Source organism: Patulibacter sp. NPDC049589, from assembly GCF_040675535.1.
Taxonomy (GTDB): domain Bacteria; phylum Actinomycetota; class Thermoleophilia; order Solirubrobacterales; family Solirubrobacteraceae; genus Patulibacter.
Window position 1 is genome coordinate 1 of sequence record NZ_JBFAPC010000044.1, and the last position, 26,434, is coordinate 26,434.

19 protein-coding genes are annotated in these 26,434 nt (G+C 74.7%); 11 read left to right on the forward strand and 8 right to left on the reverse strand.

Annotated elements, in window-relative coordinates; genetic code table 11:
* The 3 genes from AB0L40_RS10530 to AB0L40_RS10540 form a co-directional block, all read right to left on the reverse strand.
* On the reverse strand, positions 1 to 1,365 hold a 1,365-nt coding region (locus tag AB0L40_RS10530), incomplete at its 3' end, for a M14 family zinc carboxypeptidase (RefSeq protein WP_364353257.1).
* Between the two features lie 55 nt (positions 1,366 to 1,420).
* Positions 1,421 to 1,816, reverse strand: a complete 396-nt coding sequence (grxD, locus tag AB0L40_RS10535; RefSeq protein ID WP_364353260.1) for a Grx4 family monothiol glutaredoxin — start codon at positions 1,814 to 1,816, stop codon at positions 1,421 to 1,423.
* 11 nt (positions 1,817 to 1,827) lie between these two features.
* Positions 1,828 to 2,052 carry a BolA/IbaG family iron-sulfur metabolism protein gene (locus AB0L40_RS10540; RefSeq protein WP_364353263.1) on the reverse strand — a complete coding sequence of 75 codons (225 nt, stop codon included), beginning with the start codon at positions 2,050 to 2,052 and terminating at the stop codon, positions 1,828 to 1,830.
* 122 nt (positions 2,053 to 2,174) lie between these two features.
* On the opposite strand from AB0L40_RS10540, the gene AB0L40_RS10545 reads away from it, so the two are divergent.
* From AB0L40_RS10545 to AB0L40_RS10565, 5 genes are all read left to right on the forward strand, one after another.
* Entirely contained in the window at positions 2,175 to 2,525 is a 351-nt protein-coding gene (locus AB0L40_RS10545; RefSeq protein ID WP_364353266.1) for an iron-sulfur cluster assembly accessory protein, read from the forward strand.
* 109 nt (positions 2,526 to 2,634) lie between these two features.
* Entirely contained in the window at positions 2,635 to 4,011 is a 1,377-nt protein-coding gene (locus AB0L40_RS10550; RefSeq protein ID WP_364353269.1) for a hypothetical protein, read from the forward strand.
* 230 nt (positions 4,012 to 4,241) lie between these two features.
* The gene (locus AB0L40_RS10555; protein WP_364353272.1) at positions 4,242 to 6,602 is read left to right on the forward strand and encodes a lysylphosphatidylglycerol synthase domain-containing protein; all 2,361 of its coding nucleotides are present in this window, start codon (positions 4,242 to 4,244) and stop codon (positions 6,600 to 6,602) included.
* 68 nt (positions 6,603 to 6,670) lie between these two features.
* Positions 6,671 to 8,527 carry a cellulase family glycosylhydrolase gene (locus AB0L40_RS10560; protein WP_364353275.1) on the forward strand — a complete coding sequence of 619 codons (1,857 nt, stop codon included), beginning with the start codon at positions 6,671 to 6,673 and terminating at the stop codon, positions 8,525 to 8,527.
* A gap of 158 nt (positions 8,528 to 8,685) precedes the next feature.
* Positions 8,686 to 9,540, forward strand: coding sequence for an alpha/beta hydrolase (locus tag AB0L40_RS10565; RefSeq protein ID WP_364353278.1), 855 nt, complete (start codon positions 8,686 to 8,688; stop codon positions 9,538 to 9,540).
* A gap of 94 nt (positions 9,541 to 9,634) precedes the next feature.
* On the opposite strand, the gene AB0L40_RS10570 is transcribed toward AB0L40_RS10565, so the two are convergent.
* From AB0L40_RS10570 to AB0L40_RS10580, 3 genes are all read right to left on the reverse strand, one after another.
* Positions 9,635 to 10,456, reverse strand: coding sequence for a shikimate 5-dehydrogenase (locus AB0L40_RS10570; RefSeq protein ID WP_364353281.1), 822 nt, complete (start codon positions 10,454 to 10,456; stop codon positions 9,635 to 9,637).
* A gap of 114 nt (positions 10,457 to 10,570) precedes the next feature.
* Positions 10,571 to 11,242, reverse strand: coding sequence for a TetR/AcrR family transcriptional regulator (locus AB0L40_RS10575; protein ID WP_364353284.1), 672 nt, complete (start codon positions 11,240 to 11,242; stop codon positions 10,571 to 10,573).
* A gap of 437 nt (positions 11,243 to 11,679) precedes the next feature.
* Complete coding sequence (locus AB0L40_RS10580; protein ID WP_364353287.1) at positions 11,680 to 15,330, reverse strand: homocysteine S-methyltransferase family protein; 3,651 nt, start codon at positions 15,328 to 15,330, stop codon at positions 11,680 to 11,682.
* Between the two features lie 181 nt (positions 15,331 to 15,511).
* On the opposite strand from AB0L40_RS10580, the gene AB0L40_RS10585 reads away from it, so the two are divergent.
* From AB0L40_RS10585 to AB0L40_RS10605, 5 genes are all read left to right on the forward strand, one after another.
* The gene (locus AB0L40_RS10585) at positions 15,512 to 16,129 is read left to right on the forward strand and encodes a hypothetical protein (RefSeq protein ID WP_364353290.1); all 618 of its coding nucleotides are present in this window, start codon (positions 15,512 to 15,514) and stop codon (positions 16,127 to 16,129) included.
* A 21-nt stretch (positions 16,130 to 16,150) separates the two neighbouring features.
* Positions 16,151 to 16,603, forward strand: a complete 453-nt coding sequence (locus tag AB0L40_RS10590; RefSeq protein ID WP_364353293.1) for a DUF488 domain-containing protein — start codon at positions 16,151 to 16,153, stop codon at positions 16,601 to 16,603.
* 153 nt (positions 16,604 to 16,756) lie between these two features.
* On the forward strand, positions 16,757 to 17,455 hold the full coding sequence (locus tag AB0L40_RS10595) for a response regulator (RefSeq protein WP_364353296.1): 699 nt from the start codon (positions 16,757 to 16,759) through the stop codon (positions 17,453 to 17,455).
* On the forward strand, positions 17,452 to 18,207 hold the full coding sequence (locus AB0L40_RS10600; protein ID WP_364353299.1) for a MinD/ParA family protein: 756 nt from the start codon (positions 17,452 to 17,454) through the stop codon (positions 18,205 to 18,207). Before AB0L40_RS10595 ends, AB0L40_RS10600 begins: the two co-directional genes overlap by 4 nt.
* A 7-nt stretch (positions 18,208 to 18,214) precedes the next feature.
* Positions 18,215 to 21,118, forward strand: a complete 2,904-nt coding sequence (locus AB0L40_RS10605) for a hypothetical protein (protein ID WP_364353302.1) — start codon at positions 18,215 to 18,217, stop codon at positions 21,116 to 21,118.
* A 72-nt stretch (positions 21,119 to 21,190) separates the two neighbouring features.
* Here AB0L40_RS10605 and AB0L40_RS10610 read toward each other — a convergent pair whose 3' ends face one another.
* Positions 21,191 to 23,764, reverse strand: a complete 2,574-nt coding sequence (locus tag AB0L40_RS10610; protein WP_364353305.1) for an ATP-binding protein — start codon at positions 23,762 to 23,764, stop codon at positions 21,191 to 21,193.
* A gap of 164 nt (positions 23,765 to 23,928) precedes the next feature.
* Entirely contained in the window at positions 23,929 to 25,449 is a 1,521-nt protein-coding gene (locus tag AB0L40_RS10615) for an NAD(P)/FAD-dependent oxidoreductase (protein WP_364353308.1), read from the reverse strand.
* A gap of 275 nt (positions 25,450 to 25,724) precedes the next feature.
* Here AB0L40_RS10615 and AB0L40_RS10620 point away from each other — a divergent pair, with 275 nt between their 5' ends.
* On the forward strand, positions 25,725 to 26,330 hold the full coding sequence (locus tag AB0L40_RS10620; RefSeq protein WP_364353335.1) for a TetR/AcrR family transcriptional regulator: 606 nt from the start codon (positions 25,725 to 25,727) through the stop codon (positions 26,328 to 26,330).
* The last annotated feature ends 104 nt before the right edge of the window (positions 26,331 to 26,434 follow it).

The following is a 26,434-nucleotide window of genomic DNA, read 5'->3' on the forward strand; positions in this document are numbered from 1 at the left end:
GGCCTCGTCGGCGTCGCGGCCCAGCAGCACGTCGGCCCAGCGCGCCAGCGGCTGCGCGGCGGGGACGACGATCGTGCCGGCGGGGAGCCGCACCTCGGCGGCCGGGGCCGGGCCCAGCGGGTCGATCCGCAGCCGGGTCGGGTGCCGCAGCTCGCGGACCCGCACCCCCTGGCGCTGCAGCCGCTCGGCGAGCGCGACCGCGTCGGCGGCGTGGTGCTCGGTCCGCAGCACCCACCCGAAGGTCTCGTCGCCGGTGGTCCCGTGGCCGTCGCGGCCGTCGCGGACGGCGGAGGCGAAGCCCGCCGCCCAGTCGCGGACGGCCCGGCCGGGGTCGCGGGCGACGGCGCCGAGCGCGGCGAGCATCGCGGTCTCGTGCCGGCGGGCCTTCACGGCCAGGGGCAGGTCGGAGCCCTGCTCCAGCGTCATCCCGCCGGCGCCGAACAGCAGGCTCGTGGCGGAGTCCGCGTAGCCGGGGAAGAGCAGGTCGTAGCTGCGGTGCGTGGCGGTCGTGCCGATCCGGTGCAGGGCGCGGTCGATCGCCCCGGAGACGGTCGTGTCGGCGAGCCGCCGCGTCGCGGTCGGCAGGCCGGCGACGACCGGGTCGGCGTAGGGCGGGACGAAGTAGGACGTGCCGGTCTGCTCGTGCGCGTCGAGCGCGACGGCCGGAGGGAACCGGCTGAGCAGGCGCAGGCGGGCCGTCGTCTCCGGCTGGCTGGAGGCGAACCAGTCGCGGTTGAGGTCGATGTCCGCGGCGTTGGTGCGGGTGCCGGCGGCGCGGCCGTCCGGGTTCTGGTCCGGGACGACGACGGCGACCGTGCCCCGGAGGGTCCGGCGGGTCGCGCAGGAGTCGTCGCTGCCGAGCCGCCGCAGCAGCGCGAGGGCGGCCGTCGTGCCGGACGGCTCGTTGGCGTGGACGCCGGCCCCGATCCAGACGACCGCGGGGCCGGCGGCGGCGCGGTCGACGGACGCGTCGGAGAGCCGGCCGCGGCGCACGGCCCGCAGGGCCGCCGACAGCGCCGATCGCCGGGCGGGGGTGAGGCTGGTGGGGTCGCCGACGAGCGCGAAGCGCAGCGGCCGCCCCTGGACGGAGCGCCCGGCGACGCCGGTGACGATCCGCGTGGAGGCCTGGTCGAGCGCCAGGAGGTAGCCGTCGGCCTCGGCCGGGGTCAGCGGCGCGGCGTCCAGGGCGTGGCCGAGGACCTGCTCGCCGGACGGCAGTGGCCGCGCCCCGCCCACGGTGGGGCAGACGGCGGCGGACGTCCCGTCCGCCGCCGTGCCCGAAGGGACGGCCAGGACGGCCCCGACGGGCACCACGGCGACCGCGGCCGCGAGCAGCGGCAGCAGGCGCAGCGGCCGGCGCGTCACGAGGGTGGCCCGTCGCCCCGGCCGAGGGTGCCCGCCGGCCCGCCGGCCTGCCGGCTCAGGCGAGCCGGTTCTCGGGCTGGAGGAGGCCCTCCTGCGCGGCGGGGGCGTCGTCGTCCGCCGGGGCCGCCGCGGAGGCGTCGGCACCGACGAGCTCGGCGAGCTCGCCGTTCTCGTACATCTCCATCACGATGTCGCAGCCGCCGACGAGCTCGCCGCCGACGAACAGCTGGGGGATCGTCGGCCACTGCGAGAGGGCCGAGAGCTCCTGGCGGATCCGCGGGTCGGGGAGGATGTCGACGCTCGCGAACGACACGTCGAGCGCCTGCATCACCCCCACGGTGCGCGCCGAGAAGCCGCACGCCGGCTGCTCGGGCGTGCCCTTCATGAAGAGGATGACGTCGTTGTCCTTGATCGCCTCGGAGATGGCGTCGCGGAGCTGGTTCTCGCTCATGTCGCTGTCCTTCAGGACGGGGTCTTGGTGGTGAGGGCCATCGCGTGGATCGAGCCGCCGAGCTCTCCGGCGAACACGTCCATGACCATCCGGTGCTGGGCGACGCGGGTCTTGCCCGCGAACGCCGGTGAGGTCACGACGGCCTGGAAGTGCACGCCGTCGGCGCCCTCGACCTCGGCAGAGGCCTCGGGGAGCGCCGCTTCGATGCGCTGCTTGATGTCGTCGGCACTGGGCATCGAACCAAGAGTAGACGGTCCGGAACTCGCCCTTTCGGACCGGGCTCCGGGGTCGCTACACTCGGTGAAGTATCGGGTCCCGGTGGGAGATCATCGGCACCAGTCGCTTCGGAGGACCACGAATGATCACGATCACGGACAAGGGCGCGGAGAAGGTCCGCGAGTTCCTCGACAGCAACCCGCAGGAGGGCGAGGCCGGCCTGCGCGTCGGCGTGCGCGGCGGCGGCTGTTCGGGGTTCCAGTACGTCCTCGCCTTCGACGAGAAGCGCGACGGCGACATGACCTTCAACTCGGGCGGCATCACCGTCCTCTGCGACCGGCAGTCGTTCCCGTACGTCACGGGCTCGACGATCGACTACCTCGACGCCATGACCGGCGCGGGCTTCAAGGTCGAGAACCCCAACGTCACCGCGGCCTGTGGCTGCGGCTCGTCCTTCCGCGTGGAGGACCAGGAAGAGGTCTCGGCGGTCTGACCGCCCCGGGGCGCCGCTCGGCGCCCCGACCACGAGCGCCCGGCCCGCTCGCGACGACCACGTCGCGGGCCGGCGCCCCGGCGGGCCGCCCGCCGCTAGCGTCCGCCCGGTGTCCTCGACCCGCACGGGTCGTCGTCGGGCCGCTGTCGCGGTCCTCGCGGCGCTCCTCCTGCTCGCCGTCGGCGTCCTCGCCGGCCGGCTCACGGCCCCGGACGACGACGCCCCGGCCCCCGTCCCGCAGGCGCCCCGCGCCGCCGCGCCGGACGCGATCGCGCCCCCGACCCTCGCGGTCGGCCTCGTCACCACCGACGCCGGGGCGCTGACGCCGCCGGCGACCCTCGTCCCCGCGTTCCAGTCCGCGCAGGCCGTCACCGACGCGATCGCGCCGCGGTTCGTCCGCATCGACGTCCGCTGGGACCTCCTGCAGCCGGACGCCGCCACGCCGCTGGACCCCGCGCGGGTGATCGGGGACGGCTGCGGCCGCGAGGGCGCCCAGCCGTGCTCCGGCCCCGTCAGCCTGGCGCGGACGCTCGGCGCGCTGCGGGCGGCCCAGGTCGCCCACCCGGGCCGGTACCGCCCGCTGATCAGCTTCTGGGGCATGCCGGGTTGGGCGGGGGCGCCCGGCGACGGCTGCGACGCCGCGAAGGCGCGCCCCGGGGCGCGCCCCCTGGCGCCCGGGAAGGAGCCCGCCTACGCCGCGGCGATCGCCCGGGTGTGGGACGCCGTCCGGGCCGCCGGGATCGACGGGGCGGACTGGACCCCGTGGAACGAGCCCAACGCGCCGTACTTCCTCGACCCGCAGCGCGCGTCGTGCAGCGCGTCGGCCGCCCCGCGCTCGCCCGCGCAGTTCTCGCGGCTCGTCGTGACGATGGACGCCGAGCTGCACCGCCTGCGCGCGACGGCCCCGGCCGGGTCGCAGGCGCGCGACGACCGCCTCATCGTCGGCGAGCTCGCCGCCTGGGGCGCCCCGAGCCGGCGCGCCGTCCCGACGGACGAGTTCCTCCGCGCGCTGCCCGACGACGTGCTCTGCCGCGCCGACGTCCTGTCCGTCCACGGCTACCTCGAGGCGAAGCCGCGCAGCGGCAAGGGCGAGCCGATCGCCGCCGGGCTGCGCGAGCTCGACCGCCGCCCGTGCCTCGACGGCAAGCCGGCGTGGATCACCGAGACCGCGGTCGGGTCCCCGCGCGCCGGCGGTCGCCGCGACGTCTCGAAGGACACCCTGCGCGCCGAGTGCCGGCTGATGGACCGCCAGCTCGACCGCTGGTACCACGACCCCCGCGTCACGGCCGCGTTCCAGTACTCCGTGCGCGAGGACCCGGCGTTCCCGACCGGGCTGCTCGACGAGGGCCTCACGCGGACGTTCCCGGTCGCCGCGGTCTGGGCCGCCTGGGGCGGGAGCCGCGACCCGGCCGCCGCGCCGCCGGCGCTGCCCGTGGACTGTCGCGACCCGGCCGACGGGGCCGGCGACGCGGCCCCGCCGGGCTGACCCGCGACCCGTCCGCGACCCCGCCGATCGGCGCGGTGCACGACGGGCGCCCGGCCCGATCGCCCGCGGGCGAGCGTCCTCGCGCCAGATCGCGCGGGCCGCGCCGAGGGAGCCGACGAGCCGGATCGCCCGTCGTGGGCGGGCGCCGCGCGGACGGCGTCCGGTGTCGATCCGGAGAACCCCACCGGTCGGGGGTTCCCGCGTCCCGCTTCGCGTGTACTGTGCCGGTAATGCGCGTTGCGCTGGTTTCGCCGTACTCGTGGACGTATCCCGGAGGCGTGGCCCGGCACATCGAGGCACTCGGTCGCGAACTTCGCGCGCAAGGGCACGACGCCCAGGTGCTCGCGCCGTTCGATCCCCCCGATCGCCTCGCGACCCGGCTCCACAGAGGTGCCCCGCCCCAGGATCGGACACCACCGGAGTGGCTCGTGCCACTCGGACGCACCGTGGGCATCCCCGCCAACGGTGGCGTCTCCAACCTGGCCATCAGCCCGGCGGCCCTGCGACGTCTGCGCGAGGCCCTGGACACGGGCGGCTACGACGTCATCCACCTGCACGAGCCGCACGCGCCGCTCCTGGGCTGGAACACGCTCATGTCGTGCACGGCCGCGCCGATGGTCGGCACGTTCCACTGCTACTCGACCAACGACCTCACCAACGGCATCGGCGTCGCCGCCGGCGCGCGCCGGCGGCTGAACCGCCTGGTCGAGCGGATCGCGGTGTCCGACGCCGCTGCGTGGACGGGCCAGCGCTACTACGGCGGCCGCTACCGCGTGATCCCCAACGGCGTCGACCTGATCGACCCCGAGCACGTCACCACCCCGCGCCCCGACCGCCCCGCCGGGACGATGAAGATCGCCTTCGTCGGCCAGGCCGTCGAGCGCAAGGGCCTGCCGATCCTCCTGCGCGCCTTCGACGCGCTGCGCGAGCAGCTCCCGGTCGAGCTCGTCGTCATCGGTCCCGACGACGCCGAGGTCCGCCGCATGGCGCTCGACGAGCGGATGGACGGCGTCCGGGTCCTCGGCCGCGTCGACGACGACACGAAGCACCGGGAGCTCGCCGACTGCGACGTGCTCTGCGCGCCGTCGCTCGGCGGCGAGAGCTTCGGGATGGTCCTGACCGAGGCCTTCGCCCAGGGCGTCCCGGTCGTCGCGTCGGACATCGTCGGCTACCGCGACGTCGTCGACCACGGGCGCGACGGCATCCTGGTGCCCCCGGGCGACGCGCTCGCGCTCGCCCACGCGCTCCGCGACCTCGCCCTGCGCCCCGCGCGCCGCCGGACGATGAGCGAGGTCGCGGCCCGCTCCGCGCACAAGTACGCCTGGCCCCGCATCGCGACCCGCGTCATGGCGGTCTACGAGGACGCCCAGACCGCGCCCGAGCCCGCCACGCGCATCGAGCGCGTCCAGATGCGCCGCGGCCTGAAGCCCGCGGACGGCCGCCCCGCGGTCGCCGCCCGCCGGATGCCGCGCCCGGACGCCCCGACGGAGCCGCCGACGCGCGACGAGCGCTCCAAGGCCCGCCGCCGGCTCGCCCGCCGTGGGCTCATGGCCGCCGCCGCCGTCGCGACCGTCGGCATGGGCGCCGTCGCCCTGCAGCGCATCGGCCTGCAGAGCATCGGCGACAGCCTCCTGCGCTCCTCGCCCCTCTGGGTCCTGCTCGCGCTCGCCGTCATGGCGCTCTCGATGGGCTTCCGCGCGATCTCCTGGCACGCGATCCTCCGAGCCGCGATCCCCGAGGCCCGCATGACTCGGATGGAGACCTTCCGGGCCACCGCGATCGGCGTGATGATGTCCGCGACCCTGCCGGCCCGCCTCGGCGAGCCGTCGCGTGCGCTGATCATGGCCCGCCGCATCGGGCGACCACGAGAACGCCTGCCCGTCGTGGTCGGCACGCTGGTCTCCCAGACGCTGATCAACGTGTTCGCGCTGATCCTGCTCGGCGCGGTGATGATCAGCTCGATCCGCATCTTCGAGGGCCACGACGGGGCGCTCGTGACGCTGGCCATCGCACCGGCCGCGATCCTGCTCGTGCTGCTCTTCGGGCCCGTGCTGCTGCGTGTCCGCTGGGGCACCAGCGACCGCTCCGGCCGCCTGCACCGGATCCAGGTCAAGCTCCGCGACCTCGCGCACTCGCTGCGCGCCGGCCTGCGGGTCTTCCGCAGCCCGCGCCTCGGCTCGATCGCCGTCGGCACCCAGCTGTTCGCCTGGGTCCTGCAGTGGATCTCCTGCTTCCTGCTGCTCAACGCGTTCGGCATCGACGAGGGCCTCGGCGCCGCCGCGGCCGTCCTCTTCGCCGTCAACGTCACTGCCGTGCTGCCCCTGACGCCGTCGAACCTCGGCGTCTTCCAGGCCGCCTGCGTCACCGTGCTCGGCGCGGGCTACGGGGTCAGCTACGCCGACGCCCTGGGCTACGGCATCGTCCTCCAGGCCGTCGAGGTCGCCACGGCGCTGACCCTCGGGATGCCGGCGATGCTCGGCGAGGGCGTCACCTGGCGCGACATCAAGACCCGGGCGCTGCACGCCTCGCCCGTCGACCTGCCGCCGCTCCCCAAGGGCGTCCACGGCAACGTCGAGACCGAGTCCTCCTAGGAACTCATGCGGCCAGCGCGCGGCCCGATCGCTGGGCCGCGCCGTCGGACCGGCCGATGGACGGTCCGATGACGCGCCGCCTCCGCCTCCTCGCCGCGCACGCCGGCGTCCTGCTCCGGGTCGTCCTGCTCGCCGCGACGAGCGGCCTCCTCGCCGGCCTGCTCCTGCCCGCCGCGGCCGGCGCCGCGACGAGCATCGCGGTGTCGGGCGACCACCTGGTCGACGGCGCCGGCCGGACCGTTCAGCTGCGCGGCGTCGACCGCTCCGGCACCGAGTACGCGTGCTCGAGGGCGCTGCCCGGCGGGACCCGCGGGTTCGCGATCTTCGACGGCCCGACGGGCATGAGCCACATCGACGACGTCCAGCAGGACACGACGCTCGACGCGATGCGGTCGTGGGGGATCGACGCGGTGCGCGTCCCGCTGAGCGACGCCTGCTGGTTCGGGGCGTCCGGGCTGAACCCCGCGTACACCGGCACCGCGTACCAACAGGCGATCGTCCGCTACGTCGACCAGCTCGACGCGCGCGGGATCGTCGCGATCCTCTCGCTCCACACCGCGAGCACGGGCGCGTTCTCCAACCAGGACCTGCGGCTCCTGCCCCTGCCCGACGCGGACCAGGGGCCGCGCTTCTGGCAGAGCGTCGTCCAGGCGCTCGTCCGCTCCCCGGAGCCGCGGCGCAACGTCCTCTACGACGTCTTCAACGAGCCGCACCTCACCGCCGCCGAGCTCCCCGGCGCCACGGACGCGCAGCGCTGGGCCTGCTGGAGGAGCGGCGGTTGCCTCGTGCACCCGGTCGATCCCCCGGTGACGCCGTCGCCCGCCGACCCCGCGCCCACCGATCCGCCGGCGACGGACCCGGCGCCCGTGCCCGACCCGTACCGCGCGGCGGGCATGCAGTCGCTCGTGAACGAGATCCGCGCTCGCGAGTCCCAGACGGGCTCGCCGACCCGTCCGATCCTGCTCGGGGGCCTGGACTACGCCAACGACCTCTCCACGTGGCTGGCGAACGTCCCCACCGACCCGGCGCCGCAGCGCGCGCTGGTCGCGTCGTTCCACGCGTACGCCGGGGCCGCCTGCGCCGACGTCGTCTGCTGGGGCGCGGGCGCCGGGACGATCCACGCCGCCGGCTACCCGGTCGTCACCGGCGAGATCGGCCAGTACGACTGCGGCGCCGACCACGTCCAGCGCTACACCGACTGGGCGGACGCCCGCGGGATCTCCTACCTCGCGTGGACGTGGAACGCCGAGGTCCGCCTCGACGGCACGCCGACCGGCTGGGACTGCGCGGCGAGCCCGGCGCTCCTGGAGCGCTACGACGGCACGCCCACCGACGCCTACGGCCTGGCCTACTGCCGCCACCTGCTCGCCCGTCAGGCGCAGGAGACCGGGATCCCGGCGTCGACGACCACCGGGCCTTGCCCGCTGCCCGGCGCGCCCGGGCCGGCCGGCCCGGACCCGGTCGTACCGGTGGACCCGGGCCCCGGCGCGTCGTCCGGCGCGGGGACCCCCGACGTCCCCGCAGCGACGCCCGGAGCCACCACGCCCGCCCCGGTGACGACGCTCACGACCCCGCGGAAGCCCGTGGCCGCCGCGCCCCGCACGGCGCGGATCACGGCGCGCTCCCTCCGGCTGCGGTCGGGCCGCGTCGGGCTGACGCTCTCGTGCCCGAAGGGGTCGACCCCGTGCCGCGGCGGCGTCCGCGTGCGCACGGCGGCCCGCGCCGCCGTCGGGCGCCACCGCGGGACGCTCGTCGTCCTCACGGGGGCCTACGACCTGCGACCCGGCCGGGCCGGCTCGGTGCGGCTGCGGACCACGGCCGACGGGCGGGCGCTCCTGCGCCGTCGGCCGCGCCTGGCGGTCGCGGCGACCGCGACCTCCACCGGCGCCGGCCCGCGGACCGTGCGGCTGACCCTCACCCGCTGACCGCGCCGCCGCGCCGCGCCCGTTCCGTGCGCCCGGTCACGCGACGTGCGGCCGGACGCCGTCCACCGTCGCGACGGGCGCCCGCGACCCCGCCGGACGTCCGGAACGTGCGCCGCACCGGGGTTCGCCCGGCCGGGCCTCGATTACGCTTGACGTCCATGAGCAGCGACGTCCGCACCGTGACCCTGCCGTACGAGACACGACGCATCGACCTGGCCGACGGCACGCACCGGACGGTCCTCGAGATCGGCGAGGGCGAGCCGTTCCTGCTCATCCACGGGCTCAGCGGCACCCACGGCCACTGGGGCGTCCCGTTCCTCGAGCGCCTCGTCGCCGCCGGCCGCCGGATCATCACGGTCAACCACGTCGGCGTGGCGGGGTCGAGCCGCTCACGCGAGCAGTTCTCGATCGTCGACCTCGCCGACGCCCAGGCCGCCGCGCTCGACGCCCTCGGGATCGACAGCCCCGTCGACGTCTTCGGCATCTCCATGGGCGGCATGACGGCGCAGGAGCTCGCGCTCCGCCACCCCGCACGCGTCCGCTCGCTCGTCCTCGGCTGCACGACCGCCGGCGGCGCCGCCGCCACCTGGATGGCGCAGTCGGACATGGAGGGCCTCGTCACCGCCCTGCAGAGCGGCGACGCCGGCGCCGCGCTCCGCGCCAGCTGGGGCATCAACGTCTCCCGCTCGTTCGCCGACAGCCGCGACGACCGCTACGAGGAGTTCGTCGAGGCGACGACCGCCCACCGCGTCACGCTGCGGATCCTCTCCGAGCAGATGCAGGCGATCGTCGGCCACGACACCGCCGACCGCCTCGGCCAGATCACCGTGCCGACCACCGTGGTCCACGGCACCGAGGACCTGCTGCTGCCGTACCCCAACGGCCTGAAGGTCGTCGAGGCGATCCCCGACGCGACGCTCGAGACGTTCGACGGCGCCGGCCACCTCTTCTTCTGGGAGGACCCGGAGCGGGCCGCCCGGATCGCGCTGGAGACCTCGGCGCGGGCCGACTGACCGGCGGGCCTCGCCCCGCCGCGCCGGCGGCCGGGGGCCACGCCTCCCACGGGGCGCAGGACCTCCCGCCCGCCGGACGCGAGACCGTCGCCCGTCAGCCCGCCGCGTGCGCCGCGGCGGCCGCGACCTGCTCGTCCGTCGGCCGCACGCCGGTGTAGAGCACGAACTGCTCGACGGCCTGTAGCGCCACGACCTCGGCCCCGGTGATCACCGGCACGCCGGCCGCCCGGCCGCGGCGGACCAGCGGGGTCTCCGGCGGCAGCGCGACGACGTCGAAGACCGTCGCCGCCGTGTCGACGGCGGCGGCGGGGAAGGGCAGGTCGCCGGACTCGGGCCCGCCCGCCATCCCGATCGGGGTGGCGTTGACCAGGACCGCGCCGGGAGCGACGTCGGCGGGCTCGGGGACCCAGGCGAACCCCGCGCCCTCCGCCAGCGCGCGGCCGGCCGCCTCGTTGCGCGCCACCACGGTGCCGTCCCGGAAGCCGCCCTCGCGCAGCGCGAACGCCACCGCCTTGGCCATCCCGCCGCTGCCGCGCAGCAGCACCGGCTTGTCGGTCGGCACCGCGTGCTCGCGCAGCAGCGTCGCCACCGCGATGAAGTCCGTGTTGAACGCGCGCAGGCGCCCGTCGTCGTTGACGATCGTGTTGACCGACGCGATGACCTCGGCGGACGGGTCCAGCTCGTCCACCAGGGCGATCACGTCCTCCTTGAACGGCATCGAGACCGCGCAGCCGCGGATGCCCAGCGCGCGGACCCCGCCGATGGCCGCGGGCAGGTCGTCCGTGGTGAACGCCTTGTAGAGGTAGTCGAGCCCGAGCTGCTCGTAGAGGTGGTTGTGGAACCGCGTCCCGAACGTCCCCGGCCGCCCCGAGAGCGACATGCAGAGGCGGGTGTCCTTGCTGAGCGGCGGGCGCATCGTCCGAGGGTCGCACGGACGCGCCGGGACGTGCACGCGACGGGGCCCGGGACCGGCGCGGCGGGGAGCGGCTCCGCGGGACGGCGCGACCGGGAGGCGCGGAGGGTCGGCGGCTCAGGCCCCGCCGCCGAACGCCGCGGCCTCGCGCCGGGCGAGCGCCGCGAGGGGCTCCTGCAGGGCGAGCAGGCCGGCGGTGTCGCCAAGCGCGAGCCGGGCGGTGACGAGGGAGCTGACCGCCCCGACGAGGGCCTCGCAGGCGAAGCGGTCGTCGGCGGTGCTCGCCCCGAGCACGTCCCCGATCTGCGTCGCGAACCGGCGCTGCAACGCGATCCGGCTCTCCAGCGCGTCCGGGCCGGCAGCGTACGTCTCGATCAGGAGGACCCGGGCGAACTCCGGGGCGGCGGCCAGGCCCCGCAGGTAGAACGCCAGCATCCGGTCGATCGGGTCGTGCCCGTCGTCGCCCGACGCGTCCCCGGCGGCCCGCACGGTGTGCTCCAGGACGGTCTCGGCCGCCCACGCGTACGTCGCGGCGAAGCACTCCTCCTTCGACGCGAACTGCTCGTAGAAGGTCTGCCGCGAGACCCCGGCGCGCTTGAGGATCGCCGTGACCGACGTGCCGACGTAGCCGTCGTCGGCCATCGCGGCGGCCATCCCGCGGATGATCCGCTTGCGCTGGGAGCGGACGACCTCCTCCCGGCTGAGCCCGTGGCGTCCCCGGGGGAGGCGGTCGGCGGGACGCTCGTCGTGCGGCGCGGCGGGCGCGGAGGACGCGACGTCGTCGGGCACGCGGCCACGCTAGCACCGGTAGCCGCCACGTCCTGTGATCCGGTTGTGGGGCGGGGCTGTCCCCGGTGGGCGGGGACCCGGCGGTCCTCGAGCAGACGCTGCGGGTGAACCTCATCGGCACCCCCGACGCGATCAGCGTCGCCGGGCGACGACGCCGAGTGGGCCGCGGTCCGGGAGGCACCTCGGCGAGCGCGAGGCGATCGAGCTCCTGCTGCTCGCTCGGCACTACGAGCTGCTGGCGACCGTGCTGCCCGTGCTGCGGGTGCAGCCGGACCGGCCGCGGGGGCGGCGCCCGGCCTGAGGCGCCCTCGACCTGCCTCCGGCCGAGGTCGAGGTTCCGGTCGTTACGTCCCGTCGGCCACCGGAACGACCCGACCCGCCGGGGTCGGCGGGTCGGGGGTCCTGCTGGGCGGCTCGGCGCGGGGCCGGCCGGGCGATCAGACGGCGGCGGGCGTCCCGTCGGAGTTGACCGTGTCGGGGGCCTCGTCGATCTCGGCCTCGAGGAAGTCGGCCTCCAGGCGCGTGGGGTCGCGCTCGGTGTCCTTGATGACGTCGTCCGGCGTGCCCTTCGCGATGAAGCGGCCGTTGCGCATGCCGTAGTACGTCGCCTGCGGATGGTGCAGGACCATCGCCAGCGTCGACTGCTCCGGCGTGGGGGACCAGCCGTCGGTCAGGTCCAGGCCGATCTGGGAGATGTCGAGCAGCTCCTTGACCTTGTCGTGCTCGGACTGGTCGGGGATCGCGGCGTAGCCCCAGGACAGGCGGCGACCCTGGGTCACGGGGATCCCGTACCAGTTGCGGACCTTCCAGTGCAGCCACTCCGACAGGCCCTCGGCCGTCTGCACGCCGAGGCCGTGCACGAACAGCTGCTCGGCGTACTCGCCGTCCTTCTCCAGCTTGGCCATCAGCTCGGTGACCTCGTCGCCGACCGTCAGCGCCTGCACGGCGATGACGTCGAGCTCCTCGGGCGCGACGACGGTGCCGTCGGCCTGCTTGACACCCGGGCGGTAGAAGTCCGACGTGGCCATCCGGTCGCCCTTCTGCTGGCGCGGCGTGACGAAGCGGTTGATCTCCGTCTTGCGGTCCTCCGGATCGAGGATCACGACGTCGTTGCCGTCGGCGTAGCAGGGGAAGAACCCGATCAGCGCGCGCGGGTGCAGGTAGGTCTGCTCCTTCCACATGCGCTCGAGCTTGTGGCGGAAGCCCTCCTCGGACTCGGGATCGTCCGGGTCGCCTTCGATGAGCTTCTTCCAGGCCTCGCCCTTGATGCCCTTGCCGCCCCAGTGCAGCTTGAAGAGCACGTGCGTGTCGAGGTGGTGGTAGAGCTCGTCCATGTCGACGGGCACCTCCTGCACGCCCCAGAACGGGGGCTCCGGCACCGGGGCGTCCCGCGCCACGGGGGAGTCCGCGACCTCGGTCGTCGGGGGCAGGACCTCCTCGTTCTTCGCCTGGTCGCGCAGCTTGATCGCGCCCGCCTTGATCTCCTCGATCATCTGCGGGTGCTCCTCCTTGTCGACCATGCGGTCCATGACGCCGAGGCCCTCGAACGCGTCCTTGCAGTAGAAGACGCCGCCCGCGTAGGTCGTGTCGTCGTCGAACCCGTTGGGGTGCAGCGCGCGGTAGGAGAAGTTGCGGTTGATGGCCGCCCCGCCCAGCAGGACCGGGAACTCCAGGTTCTCGCGGTGCAGCTCCTGGATCGCCAGCGGCATCTGCTTCGACGTCGAGACGAGCAGCGCCGACAGGCCGATGGCCGTCGCCTTGTGCTCCTTGGCGGCCTCGAGGATCGTGCCGACCGGGACCTGCTTGCCGAGGTCGACGACCGTGTAGCCGTTGTTGCTCAGGATGGTGTTGACGAGCGACTTGCCGATGTCGTGGACGTCGCCGAAGACGGTCGCCAGGACGACGGTGCCCTTCGTGTAGTCGGCGGTGCGCTCGAGGTAGTTCTCGAGCTGCGCGACGGCCTTCTTCATGACCTCGGCGGACTGCAGCACGAACGGCAGGATGAGCTCGCCGGCGCCGAACTTGTCGCCGACCTCCTTCATCGCCGGCAGCAGCACGTCGTTGAGCGTCGGCACGGCGCCGAGCTTCTCGACGGCGCGGTCGATGTCGGCCTCGACGCCCTGCTTCTTGCGCTTGAGGATGCGGAAGTGCAGCGCGTCCTCGGGCTCCATCTCGGCCGTCGGGTCGGCCTTCTCCTCGGCCTCGGCGCCGGGGCCCTTGGCCTCGAAGTGGTTGATGAAGAGCTCGAGCGCGTCCTCGCGCTTGTTCCACACGAGGTCCTCGGCCAGCTCGCGCTCGACCGGGTCGATCTCACCCATCGGCACGATGTGCGCCGGGTTGACCATGGCGAGGTCCAGGCCGGCCTCGACGCAGTGGTAGAGGAAGACGGAGTTCAGGACCGAGCGCGCGGCGAGTCCGACGCCGAAGGAGACGTTCGACACGCCGAGCGACGTCTTGACGCCGGGCAGGCGGTTGCTGATCTCCTTGATCGCGCCGATCGTCTGCACGGCGGAGTCGCGCCACTCCTCGTCGCCCGTGGTCAGGGTGAAGGTGAGGAGGTCGTAGATCAGCGCCTCGGGCTCGAGGCCGTGCTCGTCGACGGCGATCTTGTAGATCCGGTCGGCGATCTCGAGCTTGCGCTCGACCGTCTTGCCCATGCCGATCTCGTCGATCGTCAGGGCGATGACGGCGGCGCCGTGCTCGAGCGCGAGCGGCACGACCGTGTCCATCTTGTCGCGGCCGGCCTCGAGGTTGACCGAGTTGACGATCGCGCGGCCCGGGATCTGCTCCAGGGCGATCTTGATGACGTCCGGCTCGGTCGAGTCGATCTGGATCGGCGCGGGCTGCGTCAGCGAGATCTTCTTGACGACCTGCCGCATCTGCTCGGCCTCGTCGGCGCGCTCGGTCAGCGCGACGCAGACGTCGAGCACGTGGGCGCCGCCCTCGACCTGGCCCTCGGCGATCGTGACGAGCGAGTCGTAGTCGTCGGCCAGGAGCAGCTCCTTGGCCTTGCGCGAGCCCTGCGAGTTGACGCGCTCGCCGACGATCGTCGGGCGCGGGTGCTGGACGAGGTCGGCGGCGCCGATCATCGACGAGACCTGGATCGCGCGCTTGTCCTTCGAGTTCGCGCCGACGTTGTGGGCCGTGGCACCGGCGGGCAGCTTCGCGACGCGCTCGGCGATCGCGGAGATGTGCTCCGGCGTCGTGCCGCAGCAGCCGCCGACGATCGAGACGCCGTAGTCCTCGACGAAGGTGCCCAGCGCGTCGGCCAGCGGCTGCGGCTTCTCGGGGAAGACCGTCTCGCCGTTGATGCCCTGCTGGGGGATGCCGGCGTTCGGGATGCAGTGGACCGGCACCGAGGCGTACTCGCCGAGGTAGCGGATCGCGTCGCGCATGTCCTCCGGGCCGGTCGAGCAGTTCAGCCCGATGACGTCGGCCTTCAGGGCCTCGAGCGTCGTGACGACGGAGGCGATGTCGGTGCCCAGGAGCATCTTGCCGCCGTTGGGCAGCAGCGAGACCGAGATCTGCAGCGGGACCTTGCGGCCGGTGGCCTTGAAGGCCTCGCGGGCGCCGAAGATCGCGGCCTTGACCTCGAGGATGTCCTGCGCGGTCTCGATGATCAGGAGGTCGGCGCCGCCCTGGATCAGGCCGCGGGACTGCTCCTCGAAGACCGTCACGAGGTCGCGGAACATGATGTTGCCGAGCGTCGGGTCGTCCGAGCTGGGCAGGAAGCCCGTCGGGCCGATCGAGCCCGCGACGAAGCGGTCGGGGCCGGCGGCCTTGCGGGCGATCTCGGCCGCGCGGACGTTGATCTCGAGCGTGTGCTCGGCGAGGCCCCACTCGTCGAGCTTCAGGCGCGAGGCCTGGAACGAGTCCGTCTCCAGCACCGTGGCGCCGGCGTCGAGCATCGTGGTGTGGAGCTCCTCGATGACGTCCGGCCGGTTGAGGACCAGGACCTCGTGGGCGCGCCCGGGGAGCTGGTAGTCGTCCTCGAGCGAGAGGTTCTTGTCTTCCAGCAGGGCGCCCATCGACCCGTCGAACACCACGACGTGATCGCGGACGGCTGCCAGGTAGTCGCGCTCGGCCATGCCTTGATCGTAGCAACGCCCGAGCCAACCTTGACACGAGCGCGTCAAGGTTGGCCCGATCGGCGGGGCGACCGTACGCGGCGGGGCGGTGCGCCGGTTGCCGCCCGGCCTCCGGACGGCCGTCCGTCGAGTCGCCGCCCGAACGCTGCAGCCGCGGGTGCGCGCGGCCGATGCAGGGCCGATGCCCCCGGTCCTGACGCGCCTGCTCGCGCCCCGCGGACTCCACCCCGTCCTGGCGCTGGCCGGCGGCTTCGTCGCGGTCCTGCTCGCCCAGCGCCTGTGGATCGTCGACCCGGGCGTCGAGTACGGCGGCGGGCCGATCGGCTGGCTCGCCCGCGTCGCCCACAGCGTGAACCTGCTCTTCCACGAGGCCGGCCACGCGATCCTGATGCCCACCGGCTGGGAGGCGCTGATCCTGCTCGGCGGCACGCTCCTGCAGCTGCTCGTCCCGATGCTGCTCGTCGGGCTCGCGGTGCGGGAGCGCCGGCCCGGGGCGCTCGTCGTCGTGCTGATGCTGCTCTCGGCGTCCGCGTACTCCGCGGCGACCTACGTCGCGGACGCCCGCGACCGCGCGCTCCCGCTCATCACCGGCGACAGCGACAGCCACGACTGGGGGCAGCTCGTCTACGAGATCTGGCGCGCGCCGGGCGTCGAGGACCCGATCGCCCTGGTGATCCGCGCCCTCGGGATCGCGGCCTTCGTCGCGGCGCTCGCGGTCTGCGTGCTGGCGGGCCGGCGCTGGGGCGTCGACCGGCGGGCCGAGGCGGTGCCACGGCGTCTCGGCCCCTACGGCCGCTGACCCCGCTGCGATGATCGGGCGATGGCCCCCGAGATCTGGACCGTCGGCTACGAGAAGCTGCTCCCCGACGCCCTGGTGGCGGAGCTGGAGGCCGCCGGGATCGAGCGCCTGATCGACGTCCGCTTCCGCGCCCAGTCGCGGCGCGCGGGGATGTCGAAGACGAAGCTCGGGCTGCTGCTCGGCGAGCACCGGATCGCGTACGAGCACCGCCGCGACCTCGGCACCCCCGCGGACATTCGCGTCGACTACAAGCAGGGCCGGATCGCGGCCGGCCACGCGCGCATGGAGCAGCACGTCGAGGAGGAGCAGGCGCCGGCCGACGCGCTCGACGCGCTGGCCGCCGAGCTCGCCGATCCACGGACCCCGCGGACCGTCCTGATGTGCCTGGAGGCCGACCCGTCGGTGTGCCATCGCCGGGTCCTCGTGGAGCGCCTGGCCGAGCGCGTCCCGGGGCTCGTCGTCCACGACCTCTAGCCGCGAAGACCCTCGGCGACGGCCGACGATCCTGCCGATCGACGGGCCGCGTCGCGCGCCGCCGCCGGCCCGCCGCGTACGCCGTCGGTCTTCGCCGTGAATCACCCGGGGTGACGCCTTGACACCACCCCGGCGGGGTCTAGAGTCGCGCCCTTGCAAGGACCACCGGCGCAGGTGCTCGTCGTCGACGACGACCCCATCAACCGCCGGCTCCTCGCCAGCCACCTCCAGCGCGAGGGCCACGACGTGGCGACGGCGAACGACGGCCTCGAGGGCTGGGCGCTGCTCCGGGAGCGCGCGTTCGACGTCGTCCTCCTCGACGTCCTGATGCCCGAGCTCGACGGCTACGAGGTGCTCGCCCGGATCCGCGGCGACGCCGGGCTGCGGCACCTCCCGGTGATCATGATCTCGAGCGTCGAGGAGACCGACAGCATCGTCCGCTGCATCGAGCTCGGCGCCGACGACTACCTGCCCAAGCCGTTCAGCCCCGTGCTGCTCCGCGCCCGCATGACGGCCGGGCTGTCGCGCAAGCGCCTGCACGACCTCGAGCGCGAGTACCTCGAGCAGGTCGGGCACGTCGTCGCCGCCGCCGGCGCCGTCGAGGCCGGCACCTTCGTCCCCGAGGCGCTCGACGGGGTCGCGGTGCGCGAGGACGCCCTCGGCGGCCTGGCGCGCGTCTTCCAGCACATGGCCGGCGAGGTCGCCGCCCGTGAGACCGCGCTCAAGCGCGAGGTGCGGCAGTTGCAGATCGAGATCGACGAGACGAAGGCCGCGCGCCAGGTGGCCCAGATCACGGGCACCGACTACTTCCGCGACCTCCAGCGCCGCGCGGCGGAGCTCCGCGCCCGATGAGCCGCGTCGTCGCCTTCCACTCCTTCCGGGGCGGGACGGGCAAGTCCAACGCCACCGCGAACGTCGCCGTCGCCGCCGCCCGCCGGGGCCTGCGCGTCGGGGTGGTCGATACCGACATCCAGTCGCCGGGCATCCACGTCCTGCTCGGCGTCGACCAGGCGTCGATCACCCGCTCGCTCAACGACTACCTGTGGGGCCGCTGCGCGATCGCCGACGCCGCGATCGACGTCACCGAGCAGCTGGACCCGACGCTGCCCGGCCGGGTGTTCCTCGTCCCCTCCAGCATCGACGCGGGCGACATCGCGCGCGTCATGCAGGACGGCTACGACGTCTCGCTGCTGCACGAGGGCATCGGCGCGCTGGTCGCGTCGCTGTCCCTGGACCTGCTGCTGCTGGACACCCACCCGGGCCTCAACGAGGAGACGCTGCTCTCGATCGCGGTGTCGGACACCGTCGCGGTGCTGCTGCGCCCCGACCAGCAGGACTACGAGGGCACGAGCGTGACGGTCTCCGTCGCCCGCAAGCTCCAGGTCCCCAGCATGTTCCTCGTCGTCAACAAGACGCCCGCGGTCTTCGACCACGCCGACGTCAAGCGCCGCGTCGAGTCCGCGTACGACTGCGAGGTCGCCGCCGTGCTGCCGCACTCCGACGACCTGATGGCGTTCTCCAGCCGCGGGGTGTTCGTGCTGGACCAGCCCGAGCACCCCGTCGCCGCGATGTACGACGCGCTCGCCGCGCGCGTGGTCGGCTGACGCGCCCGTGCCGGGCGACGCCTTCGACGAGCTCTTCGACCGCGACCGGCTGCTCGGCGGACTGCCCGCCAAGCGCGCCGGCACGGTCCTCTTCCTGATCGAGAGCCGGACGGCCCGCCTCGTCGCGCGCTCCCGGCAGGCGATGCAGCGCCTCGTCGGTCGCGAGGCCGCACAGCGCCGCGAGCTCGCCTACGTGGAGGCGTTCGCGCTCGGCCGCGAACCACCCCGGCGCCCGACGGTGCAGGACCTCGAGCGCCACGCGGAGGAGTGGGCGCCGCTGGTGGCCCGCAACCCGCGGGTCCAGGCGGCGCTCGCCCGGCGGATGGGGGAGCGCTACCGCCTGGCGCGGCGCGAGGTCCCCGGGATCCGCGCGGCGCTCGGCCTCGACGACCCGCAGGTGGCCGCCGCCCACCTGGCGCTCTACGACCAGCCGCTCGACAGCGTCTACGCCACGCGGACGACGCCCCGCGAGCGCCTGCGCTGGGCGAGCGCCCGCACCGCGACCCGCGTCGAGGGCCTCTCGCCGTTCTGGACCGCCTACGCGCTGACGCTGACCGAGACGGTCGGCTCGACGATCGTGGCGCTGCCGATCGCCGTGGCCGCGGTCGGGCCGCTCCCGGCGGTCGGCATCCTCGTCGTCCTCGGGCTCGTCAACGTCCTCACCGTCGCGCTGATGGCCGACGCGCTGACCCGCACGCGGACGATGCGCTTCGGCGACGCCTACGTGGGGCGGGTCGTCACCGACCTGCTCGGCCGGACGGGGGCGGTGGTCCTGACGGTCGGCCTCGTGGCGATCTGCCTGCTGGGGATGGAGGCCGACTACATCGGCGTCTCCAGCACGCTGACGAGCGCGTTCGGCGTGCACGAGCTCGTCTGGGTCGTGCTGATGTTCGCCGTGGAGCTCTGGTACCTGCGGCGGGGGTCGATCGACGCGACGGTGACCTCCGCGCTGGTGGTCGGCGCGATCAACATCCTGCTGATCCTCGTCCTCAGCGGCCTGGCGTTCGCGCACCTGGACCCCGGCAACCTGTCGCACGTCGAGCTGCCGTTCGTCGACGGGGGTGGGTCGGACGTCACCTCGCTGGGGCTCGTCTTCGGCGTGACCTTCACCGCGTACTTCGGGCACCTGTCGGTCAGCAACTGCGCCCGCGTCGTGCTCGCCCGCGACGCCAGCGGCGGGTCGCTGCTGCGCGGCGTCGTCGCGGCCCAGCTGACCGCGATCGTCCTCTACGTCGTCTTCGTCCTCGCCGTCACCGGCGCGGTGTCGCCGGGCGCGCTGGCGGACGAGGCCGGCACCGCGCTGGCGCCGCTCTCGGACGAGGCCGGCACGGCGGTCCTCGCGCTCGGCGGGATCCTCGTCGTCCTCGGCATGGGGATGGCGTCGATCCACTCCGGGCTGGCGCTCTTCTACCTCGTGCAGGAGCGCCTCCCCGCCCGCGGGCCGCGCGTCCTGATCCTGCCCCGCCGCGGCGCGCGGATCCTGCTGGAGTCCCGTGGCCGCGGCGACCGCACCCGGGCGGTCCTCACCTACGTCGGCCTCGACCGCGGGTCCGCGCGCTTCCGGATCGACGTCCCCCCGGGTCGCGGCACGCCCGGGCGCGGGGTCGAGGGCACCGCGTCCGGCCGCTGGGAGCCGTTCGCCCGCGCGCCGCTGGAGGACCTGGGGGCGGCCGGCGCCGAGCTGGCGCTGACCGTGCTCTCCGCCACCGAGCACGAGGCGCGGATCGAGCTGACGAGCGGGATGCGCCTGGCCTACGAGGGCGAGTGGGACACCGCCGGGGTCGGCCTGACCGGCGTGCTGGAGTCCTCCGAGGACGAGGCGACGACGCTCGCGTGGATCATGCGCCGCCCCGACGCCGGGATCGACGAGGTCGCCGCCCACGCCGAGATCGACGCGGCGGCCGCCGAGGCCCGGCTCGACGGGCTCGTCGGGCGCGGGCTGCTGGCCGAGCGGCCGCGCGGGAACGAGCGGCGCTTCGCGGCGCGCGCCGGGTGGCGCCGCGGCGGCCGGCTCTCGCCGGCGGTCTGGGACGCGCTGAAGGACGGCGAGGAGGAGCCCGCGCCCGCGTCCCCGCGGCTGGCCGACGGCCGGGCTGGTGCCGCCGGGGCCTGGCTGCGCCGGGTGCTCAGCAGCGACCGGGGCCGGGTCGCGGCGGGCGTCGCCCCGGTCGTGGTGGTCTTCGCCGGCGCGGTCTGGCAGTCGCTCGCGGGCGAGGTCTCGCTCGCCGGCGTCCTGAGCGTCCTCGGGGTGATCGTCGTCGCGCTGCTGGCCGGCGTCTTCCCCGTCCTGCTGAACGCCGCGGCCCGCAACGGCGGCGAGCTCCTGGGCTGGGGCTACCGCGTGCCCGCCCAGCGCTGGGTGCTCGTCCTCGTCTACGTCTTCTCCGTCGGCGCGGTGGCGCTGCACGGCGCGGTCCTGTGGGACGACCTGCCCCGGCGCGTGGCGGCGTTCGCGGTCGTGGTCCTGGCGCTCGTGATGACCGCGAGCATGCGCCGGCGGGGCGCGTTCGCGCGGCGGGCGACGATCGAGCTGCGCCACGACGAGGACCGCGGCATCGCCTCGTTCCGCGTCCTCGACGCCGGCCGGCCCGCGAGCGCGGGTGTCGTCCTGGACTACGCCGACGGCCGTCGCGTCGACGCGCGCGGCACCGAGGGCGAGATCGCGGACTTCGCGGGCCTGCGCCGCGCGACCTTCACGCCCGCCTGGAACCCGGACCGCCGCCCGGCGCAGCTGCGCGTCTGGGCCCACCGCGTCACCGACGAGGACGAATCGGAGCCGCTGGCGGCGCGGCTGCAGCGGGGGGACGGGGCGGCGCCCGGGGCCGGCCGCGTGGCGGTCGACGAGGACGGCGTCGCGACGGTGCCGGTCGACGGCGACGGGGACGTCGTCACGGTGGTGCTGGCGGGCTGAGGCCCGGCCGACGATCGGCGCGGACCAGGACCGCCGCGGAGAAGCGCTCGCCCCGTCCGGGGCCCCGCGTCGTCAGCCCCCGACGGCCGCCTCGACCTCGTCGAGCGTCTGCTCCAAGTCGGCGAGCAGGGCCTCGTAGCGGTCCCACTCGCCGGACCCGAGGGCCGCCAGGCTCTCGAGCTGCTGCGCGACGTCGGCCAGGCCCTGCGCCCCGACCGCGCGGCCGGCGCCGCGGACGCGGTGGGCCCGCCCGCGCACGTCGGACGCCGCGCGGCCGTCGACGAAGCCGCGCAGCGCCTCCAGGTCGTCGCGGGTGGTGGCGAGGAACTCCGCGAGCACGTCGGCGGCCAGCTCCGCGTCGCCGCCGGTCAGCTCCTCCAGGACGCTCGGGTCGACCGGGCCGACGGGCGCATCACCGGCGGCCCCGGACCTCCGGGTCCCGTCGCGGCCGTCGTCGGGCGCCGCGGTCCAGTCCAGGTCCGGCAGCCACTGCCGCAGCTTGCCGGCGAGGAACGGGATCGTCGTCGGCTTCGCGGCGAAGTCGTCCATCCCGGCGTCCCGGGCGCGCTCGGGCTCGCCCTGCATGACGCTGGCGGTCAGGGCGATGATCGGCGTGTGGTCGTCCGCGGCCTCCTCGGCGCGGATCGTGCGCGCGAGCTCGAAGCCGTCGACGTGCGGCATGTTCAGGTCCGTGAGGACGAGCGCGTAGCGGCCGCTGCGGAAGCGCTCGAGGCCCTCGCGGCCGTCCTGCGCGGTCTCGGTGCGGAACCCGATCGTCTCCAGCTGGTGGACGAGCACCGTGCGGTTGACCGGGTGGTCCTCGACGAGGAGCAGCAGGCTGCCCTCCTCGAGCGCCGCCTCGGGGGTCGGCAGCGGCCGGCTCGTCGGCGCGCCGGCGACGGGTCCGGCCTCCGTCGCCTCGACCTCGGCCGGGTCGCCGAGCGGCAGGGGCACGATCAGGCGCATCGTCGTGCCGCGGCCGGGCGTGCTCTGCATCGTCACGTCGCCGCCCATCAGGACCGCGAGGCGCTTGGCGATGACGAGGCCGAGGCCCGTGCCGCCGTAGCGCCGGCTCGTCGAGCTCTCGGCCTGTGCGAACTCCGCGAACAGCCGCGCCTGCTGCTCGGCGTCGATCCCGATGCCGGTGTCGCTGACCGTGATCTCGACGGTCTGCGCGTCGGGGCGCTCGTCCAGGACGCGGACGTGGAGCTCGATGCCGCCCACGGCGGTGAACTTCACGGCGTTGGAGAGGAAGTTGCCGAGGATCTGACGCAGCCTGAGCGGGTCGGTGACGTGCGCGGGCGCGAGGCGCTCCTCGAAGTCCCCGGTCAGCAGCAGTCCCTTCGACGACGCGGCGTGCACGAACGTCTCGACGACCGCCCCGACGACCCCGCGGACGTCGATCGTCGCGGGTGCCAGCTCGAGCTTCTCCGCCTCGATCTTCGAGAGGTCGAGGATGTCGCCGACGATCTGCAGCAGCGATCGGGCCGAGCTGTCGGCGGTGGCGATCATCTGGCGCTGCGCGGGGGAGAGGTCGCCCTGGGCGAGGACCTCGAGCATCCCGGTGACGCCGATCATCGGGGTCCGCAGCTCGTGGCTCATCGCGGCGAGGAACGTCGACTTCGCGCGGTTGGCGTGGTCGGCGGCCTCGCGCGCGGCGACGGCCTCCTGCTCGGCCTGCTCGCGGGCGGAGACGTCCGTCTCGATCGCCAGCGCCATCGCGTTGAACGAGCCCGCGACGCGCTCGAGGTCCGAGACGGAGCGGATCTCGGCCCGGTGGGCGTAGTCGCCGCCGGCGATCCGCCGCGTCGCGCCGATCAGCCGGTTCAGCGGCCGCAGGACGAACCGCGAGAGGACCACGAGCGCCGCGATCCCGACGAGCAGGATGGCGGCGAGGATCGCGATCTCGACCACGACGAGCCGCCGGTTGTGGTCGCGGGCCCGGTCGACGTCCGCCAGCGTCCGCGCCGCGACGAGCGCCTGGAACGTGCGGATCGACTGCATGATCCGGCCTTTGGCCCGCAGGTACGCCGGGTCGATCAGCCGCGCGTACTCGCGCTGCACGTCCGACCAGTACGTCCGGTCCACGCCCTGGGCGATCCGGCGGCCGACCCGCAGCAGGACGCTCCGCTCGACCTTCGCGAGCCCGTTGGACGCCGCGAGCGAGGCCTGCAGGGCCTGGAACTCGGCGGGTGCGAAGCGCGCGGCGCGCAGCAGCGACGTCAGGGACTGCGGGCGCCCGTAGCGGACGAACCCGTCGCCGGAGGCGAGCACGCGGTCCCAGAAGGCGCTGTCGTAGTCGCGGGGGCGCGGGGCCTGGCCGGCGCGGATCGCGAGGATCTGGTCGTAGTACTCGCGGTACCGGGTCTCGCCGCTGGCGACGTAGAGCCGGATCATGTTCGTCAGGTCGTTGGAGCTCTGCCGGACCCCGTCGGCGAGCACGAACGAGCGCGTCCGGCGGTTCTCCGCCGAGGTCTGGTCGCTCGCGCCCTGCAGCTGCATCGACGCGACGAGGATCAGCGCGACCACCAGCAGGGCGAGCGTCCCCAGCAGGCCGCTGAGCAACCGGCGGAGCGAGGGCGATCTGCTGCGCCGGCCGCCGCCGGGCGCGTCCTCCGCCGCTGGGCGACCCACGTCCGTGTTCACCGCGTAAGCATCCCAGCCCGGAGGGCCCCGCGGCAGGGTCCGGACCAGGTCCACCCCGGGTGAACTTCGGTGGTCGCCCGGACGGCCACCCGGGGCGGAGCGGGGGCCGGCCGCCGGGGCCGGCGGGCGGCGCGGGGACGCCCCGCCCCGCGGCCCCGTGCTCGTCAGACGGGCGTGGGCGCGGCGGCCTCGCGGCCCTCGGTACCGGCGGGCGACGCCGACGCCACGGGCGGGCTCGTGAACTTCATCGCCTCGTCCTCGACCGTGCCGAAGCGCAGCGCGAAGGCGTCGTAGAGGTAGTTCATCCGCATCTTCCACGGGCCCTTGGTGCCGGACCGCGGGAGCTGGTCGACGGACCGCAGGACGTAGCCGGCGTCGAAGTCCAGGAGCGGCACCTGCTGTACGGTGGGGTCGTCGTTGACCGGCGTGGCCTGCGCGAACCCGTGCTCGTCCATGTGCTTCAGGAGCCGGCCGACGTACTCGCCGGTGAGGTCCGCCTTGAGCGTCCAGGACGCGTTGGTGTAGCCGATCGCGAACGCGAAGTTCGGCACGCCCTCGAGCATCATGCCCTTGTAGGTCATGGCCTCCGGAACGTCGACGTCCGTGCCGTCGACCGCGAGCGTGACCCCGCCGAGCATCAGCAGGTTCAGGCCGGTGGCGGTGACGACGACGTCGGCGTCGAGCTCGGCGCCGCTGCGCAGCCGCAGCCCGGTCTCCGTGAACGTCTCGATGTGGTCCGTGACGATCTCGGCGTCGCCGTGGCGGATCGCCCGGAAGAGGTCGCCGTCCGGGACGAGGCAGAGCCGCTGGTCCCACGGGTCGTAGGTCGGCGTGAAGTGCCGGTCGATGTCGTAGCCGTCGGGCAGGTGCCGCTCGAGGATGCCGCGGAGGAACCGCTTGACGACCTTCGGGTGGCGGTTGCTCAGCTGGAACACGCCGAGCTGCTGCATCACGTTCTTCCAGCGGGTGAGCGGGAACGCGGCGGCGTCAGGCAGGAAGCGCTTGGCCCGCTCGGCGAACGGGTCGACCGACGGGAGCGACGCGATCCAGGTCGGCGATCGCTGCAGCATCGTGACGTGCGCGGCGTCGGTGGCCATCGCGGGCACGAGGGTCACGGCCGTCGCGCCGCTGCCGATCACGACGACGCGCTTGCCGGCGTAGTCGAGGTCCTCGGGCCAGTGCTGCGGGTGGACGATCTCGCCGCCGAAGCGCTCGCGGCCGGGGAACACGGGCGTGAAGCCCTCGTCGTAGCGGTAATAGCCGGTGCAGCCCAGCAGGAACGAGCAGGTCAGCGTCTCGCGCTCGCCGCCGCCGACGTGGTCGACCTGGACGGTCCAGCGGGAGTCGGCGGTGGACCAGTCCGCGGACACCACCCGACGTCCGTAGCGGATCTTCCGGTCGATCCCGTACTCCGCGGCGGTGTCCTGCAGGTAGGCCAGGATCGAGGGGCCGTCGGCGATCGCCTTGGCCTCCTTCCACGGCCGGAAGCCGAACCCCAGCGTGTGCATGTCGGAGTCCGAGCGGACGCCCGGGTAGCGGAACAGGTCCCACGTGCCGCCCAGAGACTCCCGGGACTCCAGGAGCGCGAAGGACCGGTGCGGGTGCTGCTCCTGCAGGTGGTGGGCGGCGCCGATGCCGGAGAGGCCGGCGCCGATGATCAGGACGTCCAGGTGTTCGTGGCTCATGCGGTCGGGCGGTGGGTCGGGGGCGGTGGCCGGGGTCGCCGGTCGGACGTGGTCGTCCGGCCGGTCGGCGGCTCGTTCCTACCGAGGGTATAGACACCGCGTCGATTTCGTCAACAGTGCGTCGACAACGCGGCACCCTGCGCTACCCTGAAGCGGTGGAGCCGACCAGCAGCCCGACCGCCGACGCCGCGTCCGCGACGGCGTCCGGCCCCGCCGCCCCGCGCCCGCCGGCCCCGTCCGCCGGCGCGTCGCAGGGGCGCCGCCGCGCCCCGCGGATGAACGGCGACGACCGCGAGCGCGCGATCCTCGAGGGGGCCGAGCGGCTGCTGGAGGAGCGCCCGCTGCACGAGGTCTCCGTCGATGACCTCGCCCGGGCGGCCGGGATCTCGCGGTCCTCGTTCTACTTCTACTTCGCGTCGAAGGAGGCCGTGCTCCTGAGCCTCCTGGACCGCGTCGCCGCCGAGGCCGGGGCGCGGCGCACCGCGGCGCTGGCGGGCGTGACGGAGGCCTCGCCCGGCGCCTACCGCGCGGCGATCGCGGCGTTCCACGAGACCTTCCGCGCACACCGCGCGGTCACGCTCGCCGCCGCCGACGCCCGCGCGTCGAGCCCCGAGATCCGCGCCCAGTGGTCCCGCGTGATGGACGGTTGGGTGGCCGAGACGGCGGCGGTCATCGAGGCCGAGCGGGCCCGCGGCTCGGCGCCCCCGGGCGTGCCCGCCCACGATCTCGCCGCGGCGCTGAACCTCATGAACGAGCGGGTCCTCTACGCGGCGTTCGCCGGCGAGTCGCCGGCGCCCGCGGGGGACGTCGTCGAGGCGCTGGTGGCGGTCTGGCACGGCGCGATCCACGGCGCGCCGGCGCCGGCGCCGCTGCCCCGGTGAGCGGCTCCCGGCGAGGCCGGGGCCGTCGGGGACCGGGTCCCTCGGGGCCGGGCATCCGTGAGCGGGATGCCGGCCCGGCCGCGTCGCGGACCGGCGCCCCGCGG